Source organism: Microbacterium oleivorans (assembly GCF_013389665.1).
GTDB lineage: Bacteria > Actinomycetota > Actinomycetes > Actinomycetales > Microbacteriaceae > Microbacterium > Microbacterium oleivorans_C.
In genome coordinates this window covers 2,293,030-2,314,975 of record NZ_CP058316.1, presented here as the reverse complement: position 1 = coordinate 2,314,975, position 21,946 = coordinate 2,293,030, and the positions used below count along the sequence as shown (strand labels likewise).

18 protein-coding genes are annotated in these 21,946 nt (G+C 69.1%); 5 read left to right on the top strand and 13 right to left on the bottom strand.

Annotated elements, in window-relative coordinates; translation table 11 throughout:
* Nucleotides 1-50 precede the first annotated feature (50 nt).
* The 4 genes from HW566_RS11055 to HW566_RS11040 all read right to left on the bottom strand — a co-directional run bounded on the left by HW566_RS11055 (nt 51) and on the right by HW566_RS11040 (nt 5,075).
* Complete coding sequence (locus tag HW566_RS11055; protein WP_178012865.1) at nt 51-713, bottom strand: polysaccharide pyruvyl transferase family protein; 663 nt, start codon at nt 711-713, stop codon at nt 51-53.
* Nucleotides 714-889: 176 nt separating this feature from the next.
* Nucleotides 890-2,338 carry a lipopolysaccharide biosynthesis protein gene (locus HW566_RS11050; protein ID WP_178012863.1) on the bottom strand — a complete coding sequence of 483 codons (1,449 nt, stop codon included), beginning with the start codon at nt 2,336-2,338 and terminating at the stop codon, nt 890-892.
* Nucleotides 2,339-2,383: 45 nt separating this feature from the next.
* The gene (locus tag HW566_RS11045) at nt 2,384-3,700 is read right to left on the bottom strand and encodes an O-antigen ligase family protein (protein ID WP_178012861.1); all 1,317 of its coding nucleotides are present in this window, start codon (nt 3,698-3,700) and stop codon (nt 2,384-2,386) included.
* Between the two features lie 421 nt (nt 3,701-4,121).
* Nucleotides 4,122-5,075 (bottom strand): manganese catalase family protein, encoded by a 954-nt coding sequence (locus HW566_RS11040; RefSeq protein ID WP_178012859.1) that lies wholly within the window; start codon nt 5,073-5,075, stop codon nt 4,122-4,124.
* 226 nt (nt 5,076-5,301) lie between these two features.
* Between HW566_RS11040 and HW566_RS11035 the strand changes: the two genes are divergently transcribed.
* The 3 genes from HW566_RS11035 (at nt 5,302) to HW566_RS11025 (ending at nt 8,996) form a co-directional block, all read left to right on the top strand.
* Nucleotides 5,302-5,574, top strand: a complete 273-nt coding sequence (locus HW566_RS11035; protein WP_178012858.1) for a DUF1905 domain-containing protein — start codon at nt 5,302-5,304, stop codon at nt 5,572-5,574.
* Between the two features lie 68 nt (nt 5,575-5,642).
* A complete protein-coding gene (locus HW566_RS11030) occupies nt 5,643-6,578 on the top strand; it encodes an aldo/keto reductase (RefSeq protein ID WP_178012856.1) in 936 nt (311 codons plus the stop codon).
* A gap of 1,011 nt (nt 6,579-7,589) precedes the next feature.
* Nucleotides 7,590-8,996 carry an HNH endonuclease signature motif containing protein gene (locus tag HW566_RS11025; RefSeq protein WP_256728679.1) on the top strand — a complete coding sequence of 469 codons (1,407 nt, stop codon included), beginning with the start codon at nt 7,590-7,592 and terminating at the stop codon, nt 8,994-8,996.
* A 40-nt stretch (nt 8,997-9,036) separates the two neighbouring features.
* Here the strand turns inward: HW566_RS11025 and HW566_RS11020 are convergent, their stop codons facing one another.
* The 4 genes from HW566_RS11020 to HW566_RS11005 form a co-directional block, all read right to left on the bottom strand.
* The gene (locus tag HW566_RS11020) at nt 9,037-9,225 is read right to left on the bottom strand and encodes a hypothetical protein (protein WP_178012854.1); all 189 of its coding nucleotides are present in this window, start codon (nt 9,223-9,225) and stop codon (nt 9,037-9,039) included.
* Between the two features lie 89 nt (nt 9,226-9,314).
* Entirely contained in the window at nt 9,315-10,031 is a 717-nt protein-coding gene (locus HW566_RS11015; RefSeq protein ID WP_178012852.1) for an excalibur calcium-binding domain-containing protein, read from the bottom strand.
* A 215-nt stretch (nt 10,032-10,246) separates the two neighbouring features.
* A complete protein-coding gene (locus HW566_RS11010; RefSeq protein ID WP_178012850.1) occupies nt 10,247-10,474 on the bottom strand; it encodes a hypothetical protein in 228 nt (75 codons plus the stop codon).
* A 340-nt stretch (nt 10,475-10,814) separates the two neighbouring features.
* Entirely contained in the window at nt 10,815-11,630 is an 816-nt protein-coding gene (locus HW566_RS11005; protein ID WP_178012848.1) for a cation-transporting ATPase, read from the bottom strand.
* Nucleotides 11,631-12,050: 420 nt separating this feature from the next.
* On the opposite strand from HW566_RS11005, the gene HW566_RS11000 reads away from it, so the two are divergent.
* The gene (locus tag HW566_RS11000) at nt 12,051-13,592 is read left to right on the top strand and encodes an LPXTG cell wall anchor domain-containing protein (RefSeq protein ID WP_178012847.1); all 1,542 of its coding nucleotides are present in this window, start codon (nt 12,051-12,053) and stop codon (nt 13,590-13,592) included.
* A 92-nt stretch (nt 13,593-13,684) separates the two neighbouring features.
* On the opposite strand, the gene HW566_RS10995 is transcribed toward HW566_RS11000, so the two are convergent.
* The 5 genes from HW566_RS10995 to HW566_RS10975 form a co-directional block, all read right to left on the bottom strand.
* Nucleotides 13,685-15,073 (bottom strand): L-serine ammonia-lyase, encoded by a 1,389-nt coding sequence (locus HW566_RS10995; protein WP_178012845.1) that lies wholly within the window; start codon nt 15,071-15,073, stop codon nt 13,685-13,687.
* Nucleotides 15,070-16,458, bottom strand: coding sequence for a DUF3100 domain-containing protein (locus tag HW566_RS10990; RefSeq protein ID WP_178012843.1), 1,389 nt, complete (start codon nt 16,456-16,458; stop codon nt 15,070-15,072). The genes HW566_RS10995 and HW566_RS10990 overlap by 4 nt, the downstream gene beginning before the upstream one ends.
* A 42-nt stretch (nt 16,459-16,500) precedes the next feature.
* The gene (locus HW566_RS10985) at nt 16,501-17,730 is read right to left on the bottom strand and encodes an amidohydrolase (RefSeq protein WP_178012841.1); all 1,230 of its coding nucleotides are present in this window, start codon (nt 17,728-17,730) and stop codon (nt 16,501-16,503) included.
* Between the two features lie 118 nt (nt 17,731-17,848).
* Entirely contained in the window at nt 17,849-18,850 is a 1,002-nt protein-coding gene (locus HW566_RS10980; protein WP_178012839.1) for an Lrp/AsnC family transcriptional regulator, read from the bottom strand.
* Between the two features lie 78 nt (nt 18,851-18,928).
* Complete coding sequence (locus HW566_RS10975; RefSeq protein ID WP_178012838.1) at nt 18,929-20,410, bottom strand: protein adenylyltransferase SelO; 1,482 nt, start codon at nt 20,408-20,410, stop codon at nt 18,929-18,931.
* 155 nt (nt 20,411-20,565) lie between these two features.
* Between HW566_RS10975 and HW566_RS10970 the strand changes: the two genes are divergently transcribed.
* A complete protein-coding gene (locus HW566_RS10970) occupies nt 20,566-21,876 on the top strand; it encodes a UDP-glucose dehydrogenase family protein (protein ID WP_178012836.1) in 1,311 nt (436 codons plus the stop codon).
* Nucleotides 21,877-21,946: the final 70 nt, after the last annotated feature.

Below are 21,946 nucleotides of genomic sequence, written 5' to 3'. Positions count from 1 at the left end.
GAACGGGTTGCCTCGGTCTGTGGGCGGATAGACAGTGTGTAGAACACGCATCAAGCCCGCCCTGCATCCCGCGCGTCTGCAGGGACAAAGACGTCAGCGGGGAACGCACGAAGCAGCTCATGACTAGACCATGCCGCAAGAGCATCTTCATCTCGATACGTCGACGATGACGCATGGGCCATGGCAGATCGATAATCATCGAACATCGGAAGCTCATCACGCCCGGTGCCGCGAGCATAATCCTGATATTTGAAGGGACTCTCCGACGGGGGCTTAATAAGCGCGACCGGAACGCGAAGTAACTCGGCGAACACGAGCGCGTGCAGCGACGAAGTGACGACGTTCTCACTCTGGGCGATTGCAGTCAAGATTCTCGCTATTGCGGAGCGAGGGGAGACCGTGGCCGAGCTGCCCAGCGGTCGTTGCGAGTCGTTCAGGTTTGGGATGAACGTGACTTCGCGCTTGATGACCCGATCTGGGCGCTCATACCCTAATTCAAAAAGAAGCAATGCCGGGTCGCCGTAGACCTCGGGTACGTCCTGCCCATTGAAGTCGCTAATCCAACGACGGCTGAGGGGACCGCGTACAGCACGGACATCAAGCGCCCCCCAGCGGTGACGATCGGCGTTGATCTTGCCGTTGACTCCACTGCCCCAAACTAGATCTCCGTCCCGCGCGAAGTGGAGTACCGATCCCACCGAGAAAAGGCGCACGGCCGCTCCTGACACTGCTCTGTCAGTCAAGGAATATCGGGCACGCATGAGATCAACCACGAGCGGTCCCACGAGATCACCAAAGTTGTTGGTGCGGGGGCCCATCGCGAGGCGGCGCGCGATAGGAACCTTGAGCGAACGACGCGGGTTCCAAGCGAATGATTCAACTCTTGCGGTCAACGAAAGCTCCTCTTGGCCATGCGGAAAATTGTTGCGAGGTCGCGTCGCACTGGCGGGGCAGTAGCTGCAAGCAGCGCGTAAACCGCCAGCCCTGCCGAAACGCCTATTCCGAGACGGGCGAGCGGAGTGAGATCGCGCAGCAGCTGGTTGTCGACACCCCAGACGGCTGCCGCCATCACCACATTCACAGCAATGCCGCGACCTCCGGTACGGGCGATGGCTCCGACGTCCAACCCGGTGCGGCGCATCGGGAACGCGGACAGCACCACCCAGTTCAAAGCCAGACCAACTGCGACAGCAAGCGCGACCCCGGTCGGACCGAAGAACGCGCCAATGATGATGAGGCCGACCATCAGCGCGCGAGTGACCAGGGAGAATCGCAGTTGCAAGGCGGTGAGACCGCATGCGAGAAACGACCAGTAGTAGACGTATCCCATCACTTGAAAGACCCCACCAAAGGCGAGAATTGCGAAAAGGGGTGCGGCGTCTGACCACTGTGGCCCTAGCGCGAGCTCGATCACCGGGCTGGCGAGCGCGGCTCCGAGGCAGAACGCAGCGCCGAGCACATACGACATCCCGAGTTGCGCACTCAGGACATAACGACTCATCTGGGGCCTATTGGACTGTTGGCGCGACAAGATCGGGAGGGCAACACGGGTTAGAGGCGCGGCTATTTGCTGCACCGGGATCTTGAACAGCTGATACGCGCGATCGTACAGGCCCAGCGCTTCGGGACCCGATGTTCGGCCGAGCGCGACTGAGTCTGCGTTGCCGCTCACGTATGACAACGCCTGTACACCGAGAGAGTTTGCTGCAAAGGTGAGCAGACTCCGCATAGGCGCGGGCGCTGGCCAGCGAGGCACCCATCCGGATAGTAGAGCGGTCAAGACGAGAAGGACACCGGCTGAGGCAAGCTGTTGTCCGACTAGTGCCCAGTATCCGGCCCCATTGATGGCGAGGGACAATGCGAACGCGAGACCCGCCGCCTGAGAACTCACATCGATGATGGCGAGGCGACCAAAGCTCAGGTTGCGCGTTAGGTGTGCGGTGAATTGCGAGGCGATCGCTGACAGAAGGAATCCGACGGACATGACCTGCACAACAACGGCCAGCCCGTCTGCGCGGTAGAAGTCCTGGATCAAGGGGGCGACGGTGAAGAGAAGTGCGTACAGGAGGGCGCCCACCCCGGTGCTGATCCAAAAGAGATTCGAACGTTGCTGATCCGTGATGTTCTCCGCTTGAACAGCCGCATTGGATAGACCGAAGTCGCCCAGTAGCGCTGCGAACCCGGTGACCGCAATAACCATCGCGAACAATCCGAAATCCTCAGGGACGAGAAGCCGCGCCAGGACTACGGTGGATGTCAGTTGCAGCGCAAACTTAAGCGCTTGGCCGCCGAGCGTGACGCGGGCACCACGGGCTGCTCGTCCACCTTCAGACATCATTGAGCATTGCCGCAGTCGTCATGGCAGGGGCTGCCTCATCGCGCATCATCGCGCCGAATCCGTTTCGTAACTGCGGCTGGTGTTGTGGCGCAATTCACTGTCGCCGACCGAGGTAAGCGATACGCCGCCACGGGCCGCGCCGAGGAAACCGAGCGCGAACATCCACAGCCCGATGATCAGCACCGAGATCATTCCCCACCCGGTGAGGAAGATGACGGCTACCCCAGGGGTGGCGTAAACGATCACCCGGGGAACATGGAGGAACTCGCTCGAACGCCTCAGCCGGCGGAAGCCCCACCCGACCAGAACAGCGAGCGGGACGAAGAACAAGGCCGCAAGAAGCCAGCCAAGCTCGGCTGTGAGAAGAAGGAAACCGTTATGGACGGGGTAGCCAGACGCTGTCGCCGCGTCGGATTGACCGACTACAGCGACATATGCGTTGGGGCCGGTTCCGATCCAGACGTCGTTACTGAGGTGGCGTAGCGCGGCGTCCAGAAGCAAAGGACGTAATCCACCCTCCGCGTCGTCTTCGAACCGGTCGAGCACCAACGGAGCGAACACTGCAGTCGCTCCGACCAACCCGATAGCCCCGACAGCGCGAGTACCGACTCGCGCGCGACCGGGGAAGGTGAGAATCCACGCAGTAAGCAGAACGAACATCGCGACTAGGTTCGCTCTGCTGACCGTCAGACCACCGAGCAGGGCTGCCAGCGCCACGCACACGAAAGCAAGACGCCTGATCTTCCTGTCTCCAGCGGCTGTGAAGGGCAAGGAGAGCAGCATCAGGACGAAGGTTACCTTCGAGAGGTTGGCCGGATGCCCGATGGTTCCTGATACTCGACCAACCGTCTGCTCGAGCGTGCGATCCGAGTTCACCAACCCTGTCGGAAGCGAGACGCCGAGCAGTTGGAGCAAGGCTACAGCGAACTGCAACAGCAGAACCGCGAGGATCACGAGTAGGAAGAACCTCGCGAGATCGCTGCTCGAGAAGACTTCGCGACCGATTGCCGAGCCGACCCCGTAGGCAAGCACTGCTCCCATGAGGACGAAGTACCCAGACCACTGCGGGATGGTTCCTCCACCCCAGCTCGTGAACATTGCCCCCGTCAGGAGAATGGCGAAGACGACTAGCGCACCCGCGAACTTCAACCGCCCTCGACCGATAAGTATGACGACAGCTGCCAGAACAAAAGCGACGATTTGGGTCTGGAGAGCCAACGACGCCGGCGCTATGTCGTACGGAGTGGCTTCAGGTACTGCAACCAGCGTGATGAGAGAGCGAGGAAAAATCGCGGCACCAACGAGGACAATGAGAAGCGCGACAGCCGCGAACCCGAAGCGCCGCTCAATCGCGATCGCCACGACCGGCCCCACGATGAGGAGCAACGTCAGTCCAACAACGACTACCAAGTCTCTCCACTCCGGACTCGTGCGCGGGTTGCGATGGTCTGCCCAGGCACAAGAGACATCGCTACACCTGCGCCTCACGGCCTCGCCTGACTTTACCATTCGCCACGATCACGGCTTGTCGGGCGATTCCCGCCCGTTTGCAGCGGGGCCGCGACCGCTATGGAACCGACTCTTCATCGCCTCATGCCGCGCGTGTTGTACCAGTCGACTGCCCGTGTCGATGCGCCGTCTGCACCGGGCACGAGACCAGCGCCGCCTGGCCCGCTGGCGCACCGTGAACCAGGTCATCCGACTATTCGCCCCTGAGCCGGCAAGCGAGTACTTCGTAACTCTCATCGCCGCAGGACCGATGCAACTCGCGACAGCGTTCCCGCTACTTCGCGGTCGGGCCGTAGAACGAGGTGATCTCGTCGAGCTCCATCTCGGCGGTCGTCTGGATGAGCTTCAAGAGCTCGGGGTCGAGTCCCGGTGAGAACTCTTCGAAACGCTCCGGCGCGATCACCGACGGAACCCCCTGGGGGGCCTGCTCGTTCGCCTGCAGGTTGGTGCCGTCGTTCGACGGCGACGCCCCGCGGAACACCTTGCCTGCTTCCGAGGCATCCTCGAGGTCGAACGTGTACTGCTTGCTCTGCAGCCCCAGGTCGACGAGCTTCTTCACCTCGGGGAACCGCTCCGCGTTCGTCTTCGGAATGGGCAGCGTCTTCTTCCAGTCGATGCCGAGCGTCTCGAGTGCCTTCGCGTAGCCGTTCTCGTGCGCCTGGTCGCGCACGATCAGGTAGGCGATGGTCGAACGGGCGGTCTTGTTGTCCGTCATCTCGTAGATGCGGCACTTCTGCAGACGGCCGGTCGATTCGAGCATGAGGTTGTAGAGCAGGTCGAGCACGAGGTTGCCCGAGTTGTACACGTAGCTACCGCTCCACGGGTTGCCCGCGGCATCGACCGGCAGCGCACCCTGCGCGCCCACGAGGTAGTGGTGGATGTTGCTGGTGTCGAGCGCGATGTTCAGCGGCGTGGCACCGTCGGCGCCCGGGGTGTCGAGGGGGTCGGTCGGCTTGCCCTGGTAGCGCGGCGATCCGTCGAGCAGGCGCGAGATCGTGGTGCCGATCAGCTCGACGTGGCTGATCTCCTCGGTGCCGATGCCCTGGATGAGGTCGCGGTACGGCTTCGCGTCGGCCCCGCGGAAGTTCATGGCCTGGAAGAGGTACTGCATCATGGTGCGCATCTCGCCGAACTGGCCGCCCAGCCCTTCCTGCAGCGCGTTCGCGGCGGCGGGATCCGGCTCGTCCTGCTCGATGTCGTTGATGAGTTTCTGCACGTGGAAGAACATCTCTACCTCCGATGGCGCGATACCTTCGCGCGGACGTGCAGTCGAACACCGCGTGCACCGCGTCGCAGAGGGGGTTGCCCGGTCATCCGTTTGAAGCGTACGGTCGCGCCGCGTCCAGGTATCCCGCCCGCGAATGCCCGCAGCGTGCCTCGCATCTCGAACATGGATCCCGGCGCATTCCGGCGGCCGCAGCACGACAGCACCGTCGAGCGCATAGCCTGTGGCCATGAGCGCTGAGCAACTGCGGTTCCAGGCGACGATCGGCGTCGAGGTCAAGGGCGAGACCTGGAGCTGCGTCGAGATCCCGGGCTCCGCGGAGTTCTTCGGCACCCGCAAGACCGTTCGCATGAACGCCACCATCGACGAGGTCGTGCTGGAGAACGTCGGCGCCATGGTCACCGGAACCGGCGGCCACATGGTCTCGCTCAACGCCAAGGTGCGCAAAGCCCTCGGCAAAGACATCGGCGACACCGTCGCCGTGACGATCACCACCGCGTAGCCTCGTCCCGCGGGCTGCAGCACCGTTGCCGCATCCCTATCCGTCGTCTCGTGAATCACTGGAGAATCATGCGCACCGTCCCCCTCGGTCGAAGCACCGTCCGCGTTCCCAACGTCGTCGCAGGGATGATGCGGATCGAAGACCTCGCCGACGAGCAGATCCGCACCCTCTACGACCGGTCGCGCGAGGTCGGCGTCGACTTCTTCGACCACGCCGACATCTACGGCTCGACCCGACACGGCTGCGAGCGCCGTTTCGCCGAGGCGCTGAAGCTCAGCCCGTCCGAGCGTGATCAGATCACGTTGCAGACGAAGACCGGGATCGTTCCCGAGGAGTGGCACTTCGACCACTCGTACGACCACATCGTCACCTCCGTCGAGGCATCGCTCGAGGCGCTCGGCACCGACCGCATCGACGTGCTGCTGCTGCACCGCCCCGACGCTCTCGTCGAGCCCGAGGAGGTCGCGCGGGCGTTCGACCACCTCGAGTCGTCCGGCAAGGTCCGGGCCTTCGGCGTCTCGAACCACACACCGCGGCAGATCGACCTGCTCAAGACCGCGGTGACGCAGCCGCTCGTGGCGAATCAGGTGCAGCTGTCGATCACCCACTCGACACTCGTCGCCCAGGGCCTCGCGGCGAACATGGCCGGCGAAGACGACTCGATCACCCGCGACGGCGGCGGCCTTGTCGACTACTCGCGCATCAACGGCATGACGCTGCAGGCGTGGTCGCCCTTCCAGAAGGGGTTCTTCGACGGCGTCATCTTCGGCGCCGCGGACTACCCCGAGCTCAATGCGAAGCTCGATGAGCTGGCGGCGAAGTACGGCGTCACGGCCACCGCGATCGCCACGGCCTGGATCACACGGCATCCCGCTGGGATTCAGGTCGTCCTCGGAACCACCAACCCGGGGCGCGTCGCGGATGCCGCCGCGGGCAGCGACATCCCGCTGACGCGTGCCGAGTGGTACGCGCTCCTGCAGACGGCAGGGCACAAGGTTCCCTGAGCCGATCGGAGCGCGTGAGGGATGCGGCGCTGCGTGTGCGGTGCTGCGGATGCGGTGCTGCGGAGGCGGCGTGGCGGATGCGAATCTGCTGGGTCAGCCCTCTCGAGCCGGCGTGATGAGCACTCCGCCGAATCGCGCCTCGGAATAGACCCATTCCCGCCCATCGACCCACACCCGCGCCGAGATGCAGGGCATCGGTTCGTGCTCGCCGTCCGGCCAGTGCAACATGAACCCGCCACCGAACGACGCGTTAGATCCAGCCACCCGTGCGCCGTCCGCGTCGACGGCGCGAGCCTCGCATTCGTGACACAGGTATTCGGGATACCGGTCGGACTGGGTGACCTGAGCGCCGCAGTTCGGGCAGGGCTGGGTTCCACGCGCACCAGGGAGAAACGGACTCATCTGACGAGCGTAGGCCGCGCGGCGCGCATGCTGTTCGCGCGGGGTAGCGTCTGCGCAGCAGAGTCCCTGTGTCGCTGCGCACGCATGACGACCCCGAGCCGTGCGCGCACGGCTCCACAAGGGACACGCCCCGGCTGCGCCCGTACGATCACGCCTCGCGCGCTGTGATGGTCCTCGATCGTCAGGATCGCCCGTTCACCGTCGGCGCCGTGCGCAGCTCGTAAGGCTGGCACTGATCGCTGCCGGTCGACCGGACTGATGAGCCTGTTCGACTCGTCGGTCTCTTGGCCGGAGGTCTGAACGCCTCGACACGGCGCTGAGCACCCGTAGAGCTCCACCGCCCCAGAATCGGTCGCGGTCGCGGTCGCGGCGTACAGCACCCGGTCGGAGGCGCGCGGTGCCGAGCGGATCAGAAGCCCGTCCTGGCGGTCCGCGCAATCGATCCCCATCGATGTCGGCGATGAGATCGATGGGGACGCGACGTCGAGAAGCATCGCCATCGGTACACAACGCCCGTACGCGACCGGGTCGCGGAGGCGACGGATGCGGCGGCACCCCGGCGCTTCCTCCACATCGACGGGCTCCGGTGAGCTTTGCAGAATAGAACACATGTATGATACGAATGTCGGTGGTGCCTGCGATAATGGGAACATGGCATCGACGGACGAGACGGGCGCAGACATGGCGCAGCCCGATCCCTCGCCGTTCGCGTCGCCGCACGCCATGGCGTTCGCGGGCTACGCCCACGCGCTCGACCTCGCCCACGCGAGCGACATCGCCTCGGTGCGAGCGCTTGCAGAGCTGGGCCGATCGGCACTGCGAGAAGCACGAAGCACCGGCATCCGGGGCATGGCCTCCGATATGGAGCTGCGCTCCGTCGCCGCTGAGGCCGCAGGCATGGCGCGACTGACCGACCGGCGGCTGCAGGGCGACATCGACCACGCCATGACCATCGTCGACGGCTATCCGCTCGTGTTCGCGGCGTGGGAGCAGCGCCGTATCGAGCGAGGCCACGTCGACGCGGTCGTGAAGGTCGGCGCGATCGTGCCCGAAGACGTGCGGCCGGAGTTCGAGCGGGCCGCCATCGATGTCTGCACCCGCGATATCCCGTCGCGGGTGCGCAACTCACTGCAGGCGCTCGCTGAGCAGATTCATCCCCAGTCGTTCAGCGAGCGGCACCGCGAGGCTGCGGCGTGCCGCGGCGTCCGGCTGGTTCACGGCTCCGACGGAATGTCGGAGGTGATCGCGAGCCTGCCCTCGGTAATCGCGACGGGAATGCTCGACCGGCTGACGCAGATGGGGCAGTCGGTGAAGGACGCCCGAGTGGATGCCGCCGAGCCCGAGCCCGACACTCGCACCATGGACCAGCTCCGCGCTGATGCCCTGGCAGACCTCGTCCTCGGGGGCGCTCCGGTCGTCGACCCGACTCACGGCACCGATCAGGCCGGCCCGCTCGGTGCGATCCGCGCTCGCGTGCAGGTCGTGATCACGTCCGACACCCTCACCGGCGCGGACGACCATCCTGCCGAGGCCGTCGGAGCGACGCTGGTGGACGCCGACACGGTACGCCGGCTCGCCGCGCAGACCATGACGTGGGACCGGCTCTTCATCGATCCCGTCACCCGCACCCCGGTCGAGGTCGACACGTACCGACCGGCGCCGGCGATGCGACGACTCCTCGCCGCGCGCGACCAGCATTGCCGGTTCCCCGGCTGCCGACGGGCCGCGATCCGCTGCGAGATCGACCACACCGTCGACTACGCCAAGGGCGGCCACACCCATATCTTCAACCTCGCCCACCTCTGCCAGCGACACCATTCGATGAAGCAGTTCACGAAGTGGGAGGTCCGGCAGGTCGGGGGCGGGGTGCTCGTGTGGACCTCACCGCTCGGCCGGGTCTACCGCGAGGACATCCCGATACCCGCCGTGTGTTTCACCGCGGCGATCGCCCCACCCCCGGGCAGCGGCGGCGCACCACCCCGCGCCGACGCTCCGCCGGATGCTCCGCCGTTCTGACCCGACGCTGACCTTGACCTCTGGGCGATGCCGCTCGCGCTCATGTGCGCCGCGCGTTGCCGTTGACGTTGACGTTGCCGTTGACGTTGCCGTTGACGTTGGGCTTGGCGACGTGCTGCGTCACTGGCCGGAGGTATCGCGTCGCCGGCCGCCCGCGCTGCGTCACCGGCTTCCAGGCCTGCGCCGCCGGCTGGCAGTGTTGCTCCACCGGCTGCCCGCGCTGCGTCACGCGAAGCCGGTGGCGTCACTTCAAGCCGCGGGCATCGCTCCAAGCCGCTGGCATCGCTCGAGCCGCAGGCATCGCTCGAGCCGCAGGCTTCACTCGCAGCCGATGCCGTCGCCGTCACGATCGAGGTGCTTGGCGTATCCGGGATCCCCGACCCGGATCGGCGCCGCCCCCGCGTTGCGGACGGCGGTGCAGTTGTCGTACCACGCCGACACCGGAGCCGCCGGGGCGGGAGCCGCGGGAGCGGGAGCTGCGGGAGCCGGTGCCGGAGCGGCACGCACCGAGAGCTGGCCCTCGAGATCGGCGATCCGCGCCGCACGCGCGTCGAGCTCGGACTGCGAGGCGGTCGCGGCCGTCTCCATCTCGGTCATCTGAGTGGTCGCCGTCGTGAGCGCCTCCGAAGCCGTCGCGAGATCTGCGAGCGCGTCCTCGAGATCCGCGCGGGCATCGGCGAGCGCAGCGTCGTTCTCAGACGCGACTCCCTCGGCACCGGCGAGATCGATCTCGAGCGCGGCGACCTGGTCTTCGAGTGCCGCGACCTCCGACTGCGCGCTCGACCCGCCGACACCCCCGCCCAGCAGCAGACCGACCACCAGCGCGGATGCCGTCGCGATGAGCCCTGTGCGGCGCATCATCGGCCGCTGGAGGAAGGACGGCGCCGCGTCGGACCCCGACGACTCGCGCTGGACGACGACCGGCACGGTCGCCGAGTCTGCGTCCGTCCACGCCGATCCGTCCCAGTAGCGCGGCTGGCCGTCAGCGTGTGCGGCGGGATACCACCCGGCCGCGGGCAGGCTCGACTCAGTCATGTTCTTCTCCCCCAGCGCGACGGCGCGCACCGCCGTCGGCGACTCGTATCCTCAGCGCGCTCCCCGGCGCAGCTCCGCGGTCATCCTGCCGGAACGGATCGGGGCGCGCATCGAACGCAGGACGCGGCGGCGCAAGATGGACCGCCGCCGTCGCATCCCGGGGCGCCCGCCGAGGCGACGCCCCGATCGCCAGACGCGTGCGCCGCGTCGGGTGATCAGACGATGCCGCCGATCATGGCGTCGCGGCGCAGCTGCGTGTGCGTGGCGTGGAACCTCCCGTCCGGCGTCCACCACGCCTCATGTCCCGCGGCGTCCGGGTGCTCCTCGACCACGACGGGCCAGTGAGCCTTGATGTCTTTGACGTAGTAGCGGATCTCATCGCCGATCGTCCGCTTCTCGACCTTGTCGGACTTCTCGAGCTGTTCCTGCGTGGGCTCTGACACGCGGCCAGCATAGGACCGCCCATCCACCGGCCACGGGGGTTCCGCGCCAAGAGAGTTCAGGCGGGCGACCGTGCGTGCCGCCGCATCCTTTCCGACGGCACCCGTGAGCGACTCACCGAACCAGTGATGCCATATGGCATCGAGCTGACGCGGCGTCACCGCCCCCTCTCGCACGAGAATCCCCGCGATAGGGCCCGCCTCGAACGAGTACTCGTCAGCCGGCGCTCCGCCCGCCGCGCCGGGCTCGAGCCCGTACGGGTCCAGCTCCGAGATCACAGCGAGAACGGCGGCTCCGAGGGCGCGCTCGCCCGTCGGCCCCTGCGGACGCACGTCGAGCCGCTCACCGTCCGAAGAGGTCACCGAGATCCGGCAGCTCGAAGTTCGACAGCTGATCTCCGAAACCCGACGCCTGATCGCCGAGGCCCGACACCTGCTCTCCGAATCCGCCGGCGATCGCCTCTGCGTCGATACCGGAGACGAGGCTCTCGGGGTCGATGCCCGACGCGATCGCGTCGAAGTCCACGAGGCCTGCCGCCTGCTCGAGCATCGGCGCCGCGACGGCACTGACGATCGCGCCGCCGGCGACAGCGGCGAGCAGGCCGCCCGCTGCGGCCACCCCGGCACCCGCCAGCATCCCGGCACCCGCAGGCCGGCCACCGGCGCCACCTGACCCGCCTCGAACGCGCGCGAAGAGCCCGCGCAGCGAGCCGGGCTTCAGCATCTCGGCACGCGTCGCAGCCCGCGCGAGCACGCTCGGCTCCGACGACGCGGGCCGCTCGTGAGGAGGCAGACTGCCCGACAGCCGAGCCTCCACCTCGGCCCGCTGCGCCGCACTCAGCCGCGCGAACGCGTCACGATGGATCTGCTCGAGCTGAGCCGGATCCGCCGTCTGCACGAGGTAGTCGTACCGCGCGATCGCCTTGCGATCCGCGTCGGTGAGCGTGCCGGCGGAGGGCGGCGTCAGACCCATCGGACCGCGCTGCGCCGCGGGCTGCGCGGCGGCTCGGGAGTCGCCGGTCAGGGCGTCCGCGGCCCCGCGCACGATCGACCGCCAGTCCCCGCCGTTCGCACCTCCGGCGCCTGCCCCCGAACCCGGCGCAGCCTTGTCGCCGAGCGCCTTCGACGCCATCCCGATCAGTCGACTGAGCTTGCTCATGCCCAGCACGGTATGCGACCGGATCATGAGCCTTCTGAGAGCCCGATACGACGCCGCCGAGCATTCACGATCCGTCCGTGTTCGCGCATCCCGGCCCGGCGCAGGGCCGCGATCACGAGTCCGAGATGTGACAGTGGAGGCACGGCGACGACCTCCCGAATGACGACCTCGTGAACACCGTGCGCGGCGACCGCCACTGGCTGGCCGGCAGCATCGCCCGCCTGACGACGCACACCGATCCACCCCGCGCGGGTCGAAGAAAACCCCTGGTCAGCGTCGGCCGCTCCCTGCTATGTTTCGCGGAACGTGCCGATGTCTTGGGGGGCAGGCGCGTTCTCGGCCCCACCCGCGCCATCGCGTCGATCAGGGGTGATCGGATGCCGACGCCGCGGGGTATCGCCACACGATCGTGAGGTCTCGATGTCCGTTCCCACGTCCCTGCGACGGAAGGCGATCGCCTTCCCCGTCGCCCTCGTCGTCGCCCTCGGCGCAGCCGGCTTCGCCGCCGGCCCCGCCGCAGCATCCGATCAGCCGGCCGTCGATGACGTCGCCGTCGTCGATGCCCGCACTGCGGATGCCGCCGGCGCCGGGCTCACCGACGAGCCCGCACCGTCCCGCGAGTCAGCCGAGCCTGCGCAGGATGGGGATGCCGCCGCACCCGAGGTCGTCCCCGGTCCCGGCACCGGCGAAGAGGTTGCCCTCGAGCCCGGCACCGGCGAGGAGGTCGCGCCCGAGCCCGGCACCGGCGAAGAGATCATCCCCGAACCCGGCACCGGCGAGGAGGTCGCGCCCGGCACGGAGGTCGCGCCCGGAACGGGCGAAGCGCCGCTGCCCGGCGAGGAGGCGATCCCCTTCACGGTCCTCAGCCCCGCGCCCGATGCCACGACCCTGACGCGCACCGTGCTTTTCGCCGGAACCGGCGCCGACGGAGCGACCGTGACCCTCTCCGATGATCAGGGCGACCCCCTGCCCGGCACCCTGCCCGTCACCGTCACCGGCGGCGCATGGACGACCACCGCGGTGTTCCCGGACGACGCCGACAACGCGCAGACCGTCACGATCACCCTCACGGCCGACGGAGCCGAGCCCGAGGTGCAGACGGTGACGTTCGCGCTCCCCGACCCCGGCGCCGAGGTGCCGTTCGAGGTGCTCACACCGATGCCCGGCGAGGTGCTGCCCACGCGCACCGTCGTCTTCACCGGGACCGGCGACGAGGGAGCCGTTGTCACCGTGCTGGGCAGCGACGCGCAGCCCCTCCCGGGCACGCAGCCGGTCACGGTCGTCGCGGGCATCTGGCTCGTCACGGCGACCTACGCCGACGACGCCCCGGTCGCGCAGACCGCGACCGTCGCCCTCGCCGTCGACGGCGGAACCCCTGAGACCGTCGAGGTCTCGTTCCAGCTGCCGTCGGCCGCGGCCCTGCCCGCCCCGACCATCACCAGCCCTGCGGCCGGCGAGGTCGTCACCGGCGCCCAGGTGACCTTCCGCGGCACCGGCGAACCCGGCGCCTTCGTCGGGCTCGTCGTCGTGCCGACCGCGCTCGCCCAGGAGGCTCTGGAAGACAGCGCCGCCGCCGACGAGATGTCGCTCTCAGCGGTCGAGCCCGCTCCCGCCCCGGCGGACCCCGCGGATCCGATCCTGGTCGCCGCCGACGGAACCTGGTCCGTCACGATCGCCCTCGCCCCGGAGGACTACACCGTCGTGGCCGTGCAGGCGACGGACGCCGCGGGCACGACCGGCCTCTCCGACCCGTCGGCTCCGATCGCGTTCAGCCTGCGCGCCGCTCCGGTCGCCGTTCCGGCGCTGGTCTCGACCGGGTCCGACACATCCGGCCGCACGCTGGCCGCGACCGGCGGCGACGACGTCACGGGGCTCTTCGGCATCGGCATCCTCGTGATGCTCGCCGGTGCGGCCGCCGTCGTGACGAACCGTCGTCGCACCGCGCAGTCGTCGCCGCAGTGACGATGCGACACGGATAGCGCACGACGCCCGGGCGCCCGTCGATCATCACCGGCGGGCGCCCGGCGCGCTGCGCAGGGCGAGCGCAGCGCCTCTCAGCACTCGACGACGTTGACGGCGAGCCCGCCCTCACTGGTCTCCTTGTACCGGTGCGACATGTCACGCCCGGTCTGCCGCATCGTCTCGACCGCGACGTCGAGGCCCACGACATGTCGGCCGTCGCCCAGCAGTGCGAGCCGTGCGGCCGTCACCGCGGTCGCGGCCGCGACCGCGTTCCGTTCGATGCAGGGGATCTGCACCAGCCCCCCGACGGGGTCGCAGGTCAGCCCCAGGTGGTGCTCGATCGCGATCTCGGCGGCGTTCTCGATCTGCAGCGGCGTTCCTCCCCGCACAGCGGTCAGCCCCGCGGCTGCCATGGCGCACGCCGAACCGACCTCGGCCTGGCACCCGCCCTCGGCTCCGGAGATCGACGCGTTCGCCTTGATGATCGAGCCGACGGTCGTCGCCGTGAGCAGGAACCGGTGGACGTCCGCGCGCGCGGCCGATCGCCCGCCGAGCGCGTGGTACATCACGGCGGGGATGACGCCCGCGGCACCGTTGGTCGGCGCCGTCACGACCCGCCCTCCCGAGGCGTTCTCCTCGTTGACCGCCATCGCGTAGACCGACAGGCTCTCCGGTGCCGCCACCGCGTCGCCCCGTTCGACCAACGCTGCCCAGGCACGCGCGGCACGGCGCGGCACCGCCAGGCGGCCCGGAAGCACACCGTGCGTCGACAGCCCCCGCTCGAGGCACTCGACCATCGAGCGCCACACCGCATCGAGGCCCTCGTCGACGCCGGACGCCGTCCGCTGCGCGAGCTCGTTCTCACGCGCGATCCGGGCGATCTCGCCGGGATGATCACCACCTGCCGCGCGGCAGAGCTCCAGCAGTTCGCTCATCGAGGAGAAGCGGTGCGGCAGCGGCCCGACCGGCGCTGAGTCACGCGCGGGTTCACCCTTGTCACGGATGAACCCGCCGCCCACCGAGAGATAGGTCCGCTCCTCGAGCACACGCCCTCCGCCGAGGGCGCGGAACGTGACGGCGTTCGGATGCCCATGATCCCGAGCGCGCGGCTCCCACTGCACATCGCCCCGCCGAACGGCGACGCGATCCACCCGCACTTCACCGCCCGCATCGAGCAACTGCCACGACCCGTGCACCTCACCGGGGTCCACGGTCAGCGGATCGAGTCCGCGCAACCCGGCGATCGCCGCATCCGGGGTGCCGTGGCCGACGCCGGTCGCCGCGAGCGATCCGTGCAACACGATCTCGTAGCGGTCGACGTGAGCGAGCTCCCCCGAGGCGGCCAGCATCCCGCGGAACCGGAGCCCCGCACGCATCGGGCCGACGGTGTGGGAGCTCGACGGTCCGATCCCGACCGAGAACAGGTCGAGCGCGGACACGTATGCGCCGCGCTCGACCCGGAGGGGTGTGAGCGTGCTCACCCCCAGAACCCGAGGGCGAACTCCGCGACGACCGCCGAGAGCAGGAACGATGCCGTGATCGCGACCGCGCCGACGGGGATGATCTTCCAGCCGATGCTTCTCAGCATGGGCAGGTCCTTGCCCAGACTCAGCCCGGCGATGGTCAGCATCACCGTGATCAGGGCGAGGAAGTCGACGCTGGCCGACATCTCGACGAGCGCCGAGCCGACGGGAGAGATCGGCGAGGTCAGCAGCAGGCCCACCGTCGTGACCGTGATGATCGCGGGCAGCTTGCCGCGCGTCAGCCGGCTGACGCCCATGCCCAGGGCGACGAGCGCGGCGAGGATCGCGTAGACGACGATCATCTGCCAGGCGAAGGTCTTCGCTGCGATCATCGAGACGATCAGGCCGGCCGCACCGATGATCGACAGGCTCACCCACAGCGGCACACGTACCTGCGGCTTCTCGAGCACTTGGGCGGCCACCGCGGCGACCGCCTCGGTCTTCATCGTGCCCTTCTTGTCGCGGCGCCCGGGCAGCGTGGCGCTCTGATTGCGCGTCAACACCTTGTACAGGCGGTCGGCCAAGGGCAGCGACACCCACACACCGATGTAGAGCCCGAGCATGCCCGTGATGAGGTTCGAGGTGGCCGCGAGGGCGAGCACCTGATCCTGCATCTCGGGATGCTGCGCCACGATCACCGAGGCGGCCGCGGCCATCATCGAACCCGAGCCGACACCGGCGCCCATCGCGAGGGCGAGCGGGTCGAAGATTCCGAGGGATGCCGCGAGCGAGGCGACGATGCTGATGATGACGGCGCCGAACACCGTGCCGAAGACGTACATCGACAGCACGCCGCGGTACTGCGGCGAGTCGGACCCGTAGCGCTCGCTGACCATCGCGAACGAGCCCTCGCGGTCGATCGAGAAGGTCGCGCCGACCGTAGCAGGCCCCATCCGCAGCAGCACGGCGAGCGGCAGGGCGAGGGCGATCGTACCGAAGAGATGCCCGACCTCCTGCAGCAGCAGCGCGGGTCCGGCTTGGAAGAGCACCGGCAGGTTGGGGCCGATGGTGAACGACAGGCGCGCACAGAGGAAGAGCACCGCGACGCCCATGATCACCGTCGCCGCCTGCTGCAGGTCTATCGGCAACGGCTTGATGCGCTGCCCCGAGACGAGTGCTCCCGTCAGGATGCCCCAGATCATCGGCAGCAGCGTCACCGTCGCGATGCCGAGGGGGATGACGACCGGGCCGATCGCCTGCGCGCCGGCGGCGATCGCGCAGATCAGCCCGATCAACACCCACAGTCTGGGCGATCGCAGCGCGAGCCGGACCGGCGTCGGACGGGCGGTGATGGCGGCGGTGGTTTCGGCAGGGCCGGCTCCGGCGGTGGGGTTCGTGGTCATGGTGTCTCCTGGTGAGGAGGGCGTCCGGTGGATCATGTCGGATCACGCCTCGATCGTGATTCGGGTCGCCCCGGCGGGGCGGCGTGCGGTGCGGTCGAGAAGGTCTGCGCGCAGGGACGGGTCGGTGGCGACGTCGACCACGGTCAGCGCCAGCACGGTCGCGGCGTCGAGCACCGCCTGATCGGCCGCGGGCGTCACCGCCGCAGCCGTGAACGCCGGATTGTGGGGCACGGCGTCCTCGCCGAGGAACGACATCATCGGGTGGATCGACGGCACCACCTGAGACACGTTCCCCATGTCGGTCGAGCCGCCGCCCATCAGCTCGCCGGTGATGATCTCGCGTCCGACGTCGGCCATGTTCCGGTCCCACACCGCGGCGAGCGCGACGTCGGGCGCCAGGGGCGCGTATGGGTGCTCGGTGGGTCGAGACTCCCAGCTGCATCCCGTCGCGATCGCGGCGCCGTCGAAACACGAGAGCACGCGTCGCTTGACCTGACGCCACACGTCGAGGTCGTATGCACGCACCTCGACCTGCACGACGGCTCGTCCGGCGATGATATTCGTGGCCTCACCCCCGTCCGAGACGAAGGCGTTGAGGTTGCACTCGACCGGAAGGTGCTGGCGCAGCAGGCCGATGGCGGTGAGCGCGAGGGTCGCCGCGGCTCCCGCGTTGACGCCCGCCTGCGGCGCGCCGGCGGCGTGCGCGGTCACTCCGGTGAACTCGATCTCGAACCGGTCGACCGCGGTCGACTGGAACCCGGCTGCCGACCGATCCGGTCCGGTGGCGCCGTGGACCATCAGCGAGAAGTCGACATCCTCCCAGGCCCCACGCGTCAGCATCTCGACCTTGCCGCCGCCGTGTTCCTCGGCGGGGGTTCCGAGCAGCTTGACACGCAGCCCGAGCTCGCTCGCCACCGGCGCGAGGGCCAACGCGGCCCCGACTCCGCTGGCGGCGATCATGTTGTGCCCGCACGCATGCCCGACTCCCGGCAGCGCGTCGTACTCGGCGCAGATCGCCACGGTGAGGTCGCCGTCGCCGATCACCGCCTCGACCGCGGTGGGGGTGTCGTACGCGCCGAGGGTGACGTCGAAACCGGCAGCCTCGAGCAGACCTGCGATCCGCGCGGCGGCGCGATGCTCCTGCCACGAGAGCTCGGGGTCGGCATGGATCGCGTGGCTCAACGCGACGAGTTCGGCCGCGCTGGCGGCGACGCGTTCCGCGACGGCGCCGCGGGGGGCGGCGAGCGTCTCGGGGGCGACGGTCTGGTGCATCGGGTTCTCCTGTTCTGACGACAGGGGAATGATGCTCTTCCGAATGATTCGGGACTGTTAAATTGCAGAAAAGTCAGCTAAAGCGCGGTCCTGATGCAGGATTCCACGACGACCGTCCTCACGACGGGGCTGGGAAGGGGCCGGCATCGCTCTGCCCGTGCGAGCGGGTGTCCAGTCCGATCCTCTGGTTCATGTGCTTGCGGATGCGGGGCACCACCGCTCGGTCGGCGATGCGCGCTCCGGGGAGAGCGGCCTCGAGCGCGATCTCGAAGCGGTTGACATCCGCCAGACGACGCAGCCACACCGCGAGGATGAGGTTGTACCGACTCGACGAGGTGACGGCCAGCCGCACCTCCGGGACGGCGGCGATCGCCTGCCGCGCAGCCTCGATCGTCTTCGCGGGTGCCTCGACGAAGTACCAGGCGTAGATCGGCCACCCCGACACCTCGCGGGCGATGTCGGTGCGGAAGGCGAGCTCGCCCCCGCGGCGCATCGCCGCCAGTCCGTCGGCGACCCGCTGCGGCGACAGGTCGTGCCGCTGGGCGACGGTCGCCACCGGAAGCCGCCCGTCGACCCACAGCTCCTGCTCGAGCGCGCGCCGCACCTCCGGAGCCACCACCCGCGGTGCGCGGGATCGCGGCGGTCGTGGCCGCGGCACCCGCTCGCTCTCCTCGTCGGTGAGTTCGCGCAGCCGCCAGCGAGCCCCGTCGATCAGCACATCGGTGACGATGTGGGTGCGCGCGGCGCGGACACCGGGGATGCGCGCCATCGTGGTGGCGATGTGCTCTGCCAGCGACCCCAGGTCGTCACCCCGGATCGTCGCGAGCAGGTCGCGCGCACCCGACGTGTCGTCGAGGACGTACAGGCGCGCGTCTCCCGAGAGCTCCGCCGCCGCCGCTTCCAGCGACGCCGGCACGCACTCGATCTCCACGAGCGCGACCATCCCGCGCGTCGGATGCCCGGTGACCCAGGCCACGCCCTCGCTGCGCAGGCGATCCCACCGGCGCCCGAGTGTCGCCGCATCGACCCCGACGATCGGGGCGAGCTCGGTCCAGGTCGCACGTGGTTCGATCTGGAGCGCGTGCAGCAGCCGCCGATCCACGACATCGAGCTGTTCCATGCTCCCCCTCGCCCTGCGGCATCCATCCTGCCGAGATTGTCGCAGGCCGCTCGCGAAGCAGGGGTCGGCGCGCTGCGCTCAGGTCCCGCAGAACGTCCGGAAACCGGCGACGAAGTCCGCGCCCGCGGGCTCGGCGTAGCGCTCTGCGCCCGAGCGCTCGGTGAACGGTGTCGAGAGCACGGTCGTCAGCCACCCGAGCGGCTCGAGGTCGCCGGCCGAGGCGGCGGCGAGCGCCTCTTCGACGAGGTGGTTCCGCGGGATGTAGATCGGGTTGGCGGCATCCATCACGACGGGATCCGGAGCGTGAGCGCGCCACCGCTCGAGCCACACGCCGAGAGCGGCGTCGCCGCCGAGCGCCCGCGAGAGCGTCGTCGCGTCGCCGCGAGCGGCATCCGACAGCGCCCGGAAAGAAGAGGTGTAATCGGCACGCGCACGCTCGAGCATCTCGTGGAGCTCCCCGGCGAGCGCCTCGACCTCATCGTCCGCGACGCCAACCGTCTCGGCATCGGCATCGGCATCGGCATCGGCATCGGCGAAGCCGAGCTTGCGCCGCATCCCCGCCGACCGCGCCGCGGCGAACAGCGGGCGGAACCGCGCCAACGCCTCCTGCGCCATCGCGACGGCGCGCTCGAGGTCGTCGTCGAACAGCGGCAGCATGGCCTCGGCGAGCCGCGCGAGGTTCCACTCGGCGATGTACGGCTGATTGCCGTACGCATAGCGACCCGCGGTGTCGATCGAGCTGAACGCCGTCGCCGGGTCGTACGCGTCGAGGAACGCACACGGACCGTAGTCGATCGTCTCGCCCGAGAGCGTCATGTTGTCGGTGTTCATGACCCCGTGGATGAAGCCGACGAGCATCCACTTCGCCACCAGGTCGGCCTGCGCGGCGACGACCGCGCGGAAGAGCCCGAGCGCGGGCACGTCGTCGCCGGAAACCTCGGGGTGATGCCGAGCGATCGCGTAGTCCACGACGTCCCGCAGGACCGCGATGTCACCCGTGCCGCGGGCGTACTCGACGCTCCCGACCCGCAGATGACTCGATGCCGTGCGCACGAGCACCGCGCCGGCGAGCGCGACTTCGCGCTGCACCTCGCGCCCCGTGGCGACCACCGCCAGCGACCGCGTCGTCGGAATGCCGAGCGCGTGCATCGCCTCGCTCATCACGTATTCGCGCAGCATCGGGCCCACCGCGGCGAGACCGTCGCCGGCACGCGCGTACGGCGTCGCACCCGACCCCTTCAGGTGCAGGTCGCGCAGCGCGCCGTCGGGAGCACGCAGCTCGCCGAGCAGCAGCGCCCGGCCATCGCCCAGCCGCGGCGAGAACCCGCCGAACTGATGCCCGGCGTACGCCTGGGCGACCGGGACGGCGCCCTCCGGCACGGCGGCGCCGACGAGGGTCTGCACGCCCGCGGGACTCCGCAGGAACGAGGGGTCCAGGCCGAGGCTCGTCGCGAGCTCCTCGTTCAGCACCAGCAGCCGCGCCTGCGGAGCGGGCGCGGCGGCCCACGGCGTCGCCAGCGCCGGCACCGCGTCGGCGAAATCGTGCGAGAGCGACAGCATGCTCCGAGGCTACGCGCGCGCCGTCGACCCGGGGCCGGATGCCGCAATCGCACGACACAACCGCCGCGTCCGCGCGCGGCGCCGTTTACACGTCCGACACAGGTTCTTGATATGAAGGTGTGGCGGTCCGTTCGGGTCCGCGGAGAGAGAGCACCATGCGTCTGTCGGTTATCGGTTGCGGTTACCTCGGAGCGGTCCACGCCGCGGCGATGGCATCCATCGGGCACGAGGTCGTCGGAATCGACGTCGACGAGCGCAAGATCGCGTCGCTCTCGAGCGGTGAGGCGCCCTTCTTCGAGCCCGGCCTGCAGGAGATCCTGAGCGAGGGGCTCGCGTCGGGCCGCCTGCGGTTCTCGACCGACATGGCGGATGCCGCCGGCGCGGCAGTCCACTTCATCGGTGTGGGCACCCCGCAGCAGAAGGACGGCTACGCCGCCGACATGACCTACGTCAACGCCGCCGTCGACGCGCTCATCCCGCACCTGTCGGAGGGCGACATCGTCGCCGGCAAGTCGACGGTGCCCGTGGGCACCGCGGCCACGCTCGCCGAGCGCGTCACCCCCACCGGCGCCACCCTGGTGTGGAACCCCGAGTTCCTCCGCGAGGGCTGGGCCGTGCAGGACACGATCGACCCCGACCGCCTCGTCGCCGGCGTCCCCGCCGGAGAAGAGGGCGAGCGCGCCGCCGACATCCTGCGCGAGGTCTACCACCCCTCCGTCGCCAAGGGCACGCCCTTCATCGTCACCGACCTCGCCACCGCCGAGCTGGTGAAGGTCGCCGCCAACGCGTTCCTGGCCACCAAGATCAGCTTCATCAACGCGATGGCCGAGATCGCCGAGGTCACCGGCGCCGACGTCACCACCCTCGCCGACGCGATCGGTCACGACGCCCGCATCGGCCGTCGCTTCCTCGGCGCCGGCATCGGCTTCGGCGGCGGCTGCCTGCCCAAGGACATCCGCGCCTTCTCGGCCCGCGCCGAAGAGCTCGGCCGCGGTGAGTCGGTCGCCTTCCTGCGCGAGGTCGACGCCATCAACATGCGCCGTCGCGACCGCGCCGTCGACATGGTCGTCGCCGCATTCGACGGCTCGGTCTACAAGAAGAACATCACCGTGCTCGGCGCGGCCTTCAAGCCCCACAGCGACGACATCCGCGACTCCCCCGCCCTCGACGTCGCCGTCCGACTGCACGGTCTGGGCGCCTGGGTCACCGTCACCGATCCCGAGGCGATCGAGAACGCCCGCCGCGTGCACCCGCAGCTGAACTACGTCGAGGACCGCGACGAGGCCCTGCGCGCCGCCGATGCCGTCATCGTCGTCACCGAGTGGGACGAGTACCGCCGCGGCCTCGACCCGGCGCACGCCGCGACCCTCACCTCGGGTCGGATCGTCGTCGACGGCCGCAACTGCCTCGACGCCGACGCCTGGCGCGCCGCGGGCTGGGACTACCGCGGCATGGGCCGCCCCTGACCCTCCTGCCACCCCCGACCGCGCATTCCGGATGCGGCGGCCCGGATCGGGCTCGCGGCGCGGCATGATG

Coding starts and splice junctions, on each gene's coding strand:
- HW566_RS10975 (WP_178012838.1), bottom strand. CDS start 20,410: ATGCTGTCGCTCTCGCACGATTTCGCCGACGCGGTGCCGGCGCTGGCG.
- HW566_RS10980 (WP_178012839.1), bottom strand. CDS start 18,850: ATGGAACAGCTCGATGTCGTGGATCGGCGGCTGCTGCACGCGCTCCAG.
- HW566_RS11000 (WP_178012847.1), top strand. CDS start 12,051: ATGTCCGTTCCCACGTCCCTGCGACGGAAGGCGATCGCCTTCCCCGTC.
- HW566_RS11040 (WP_178012859.1), bottom strand. CDS start 5,075: ATGTTCTTCCACGTGCAGAAACTCATCAACGACATCGAGCAGGACGAG.
- HW566_RS10990 (WP_178012843.1), bottom strand. CDS start 16,458: ATGACCACGAACCCCACCGCCGGAGCCGGCCCTGCCGAAACCACCGCC.
- HW566_RS11030 (WP_178012856.1), top strand. CDS start 5,643: ATGCGCACCGTCCCCCTCGGTCGAAGCACCGTCCGCGTTCCCAACGTC.
- HW566_RS11025 (WP_256728679.1), top strand. CDS start 7,590: ATGTATGATACGAATGTCGGTGGTGCCTGCGATAATGGGAACATGGCA.
- HW566_RS11005 (WP_178012848.1), bottom strand. CDS start 11,630: ATGAGCAAGCTCAGTCGACTGATCGGGATGGCGTCGAAGGCGCTCGGC.
- HW566_RS10970 (WP_178012836.1), top strand. CDS start 20,566: ATGCGTCTGTCGGTTATCGGTTGCGGTTACCTCGGAGCGGTCCACGCC.
- HW566_RS11050 (WP_178012863.1), bottom strand. CDS start 2,338: ATGATGTCTGAAGGTGGACGAGCAGCCCGTGGTGCCCGCGTCACGCTC.
- HW566_RS11035 (WP_178012858.1), top strand. CDS start 5,302: ATGAGCGCTGAGCAACTGCGGTTCCAGGCGACGATCGGCGTCGAGGTC.
- HW566_RS10985 (WP_178012841.1), bottom strand. CDS start 17,730: ATGCACCAGACCGTCGCCCCCGAGACGCTCGCCGCCCCCCGCGGCGCC.
- HW566_RS11015 (WP_178012852.1), bottom strand. CDS start 10,031: ATGACTGAGTCGAGCCTGCCCGCGGCCGGGTGGTATCCCGCCGCACAC.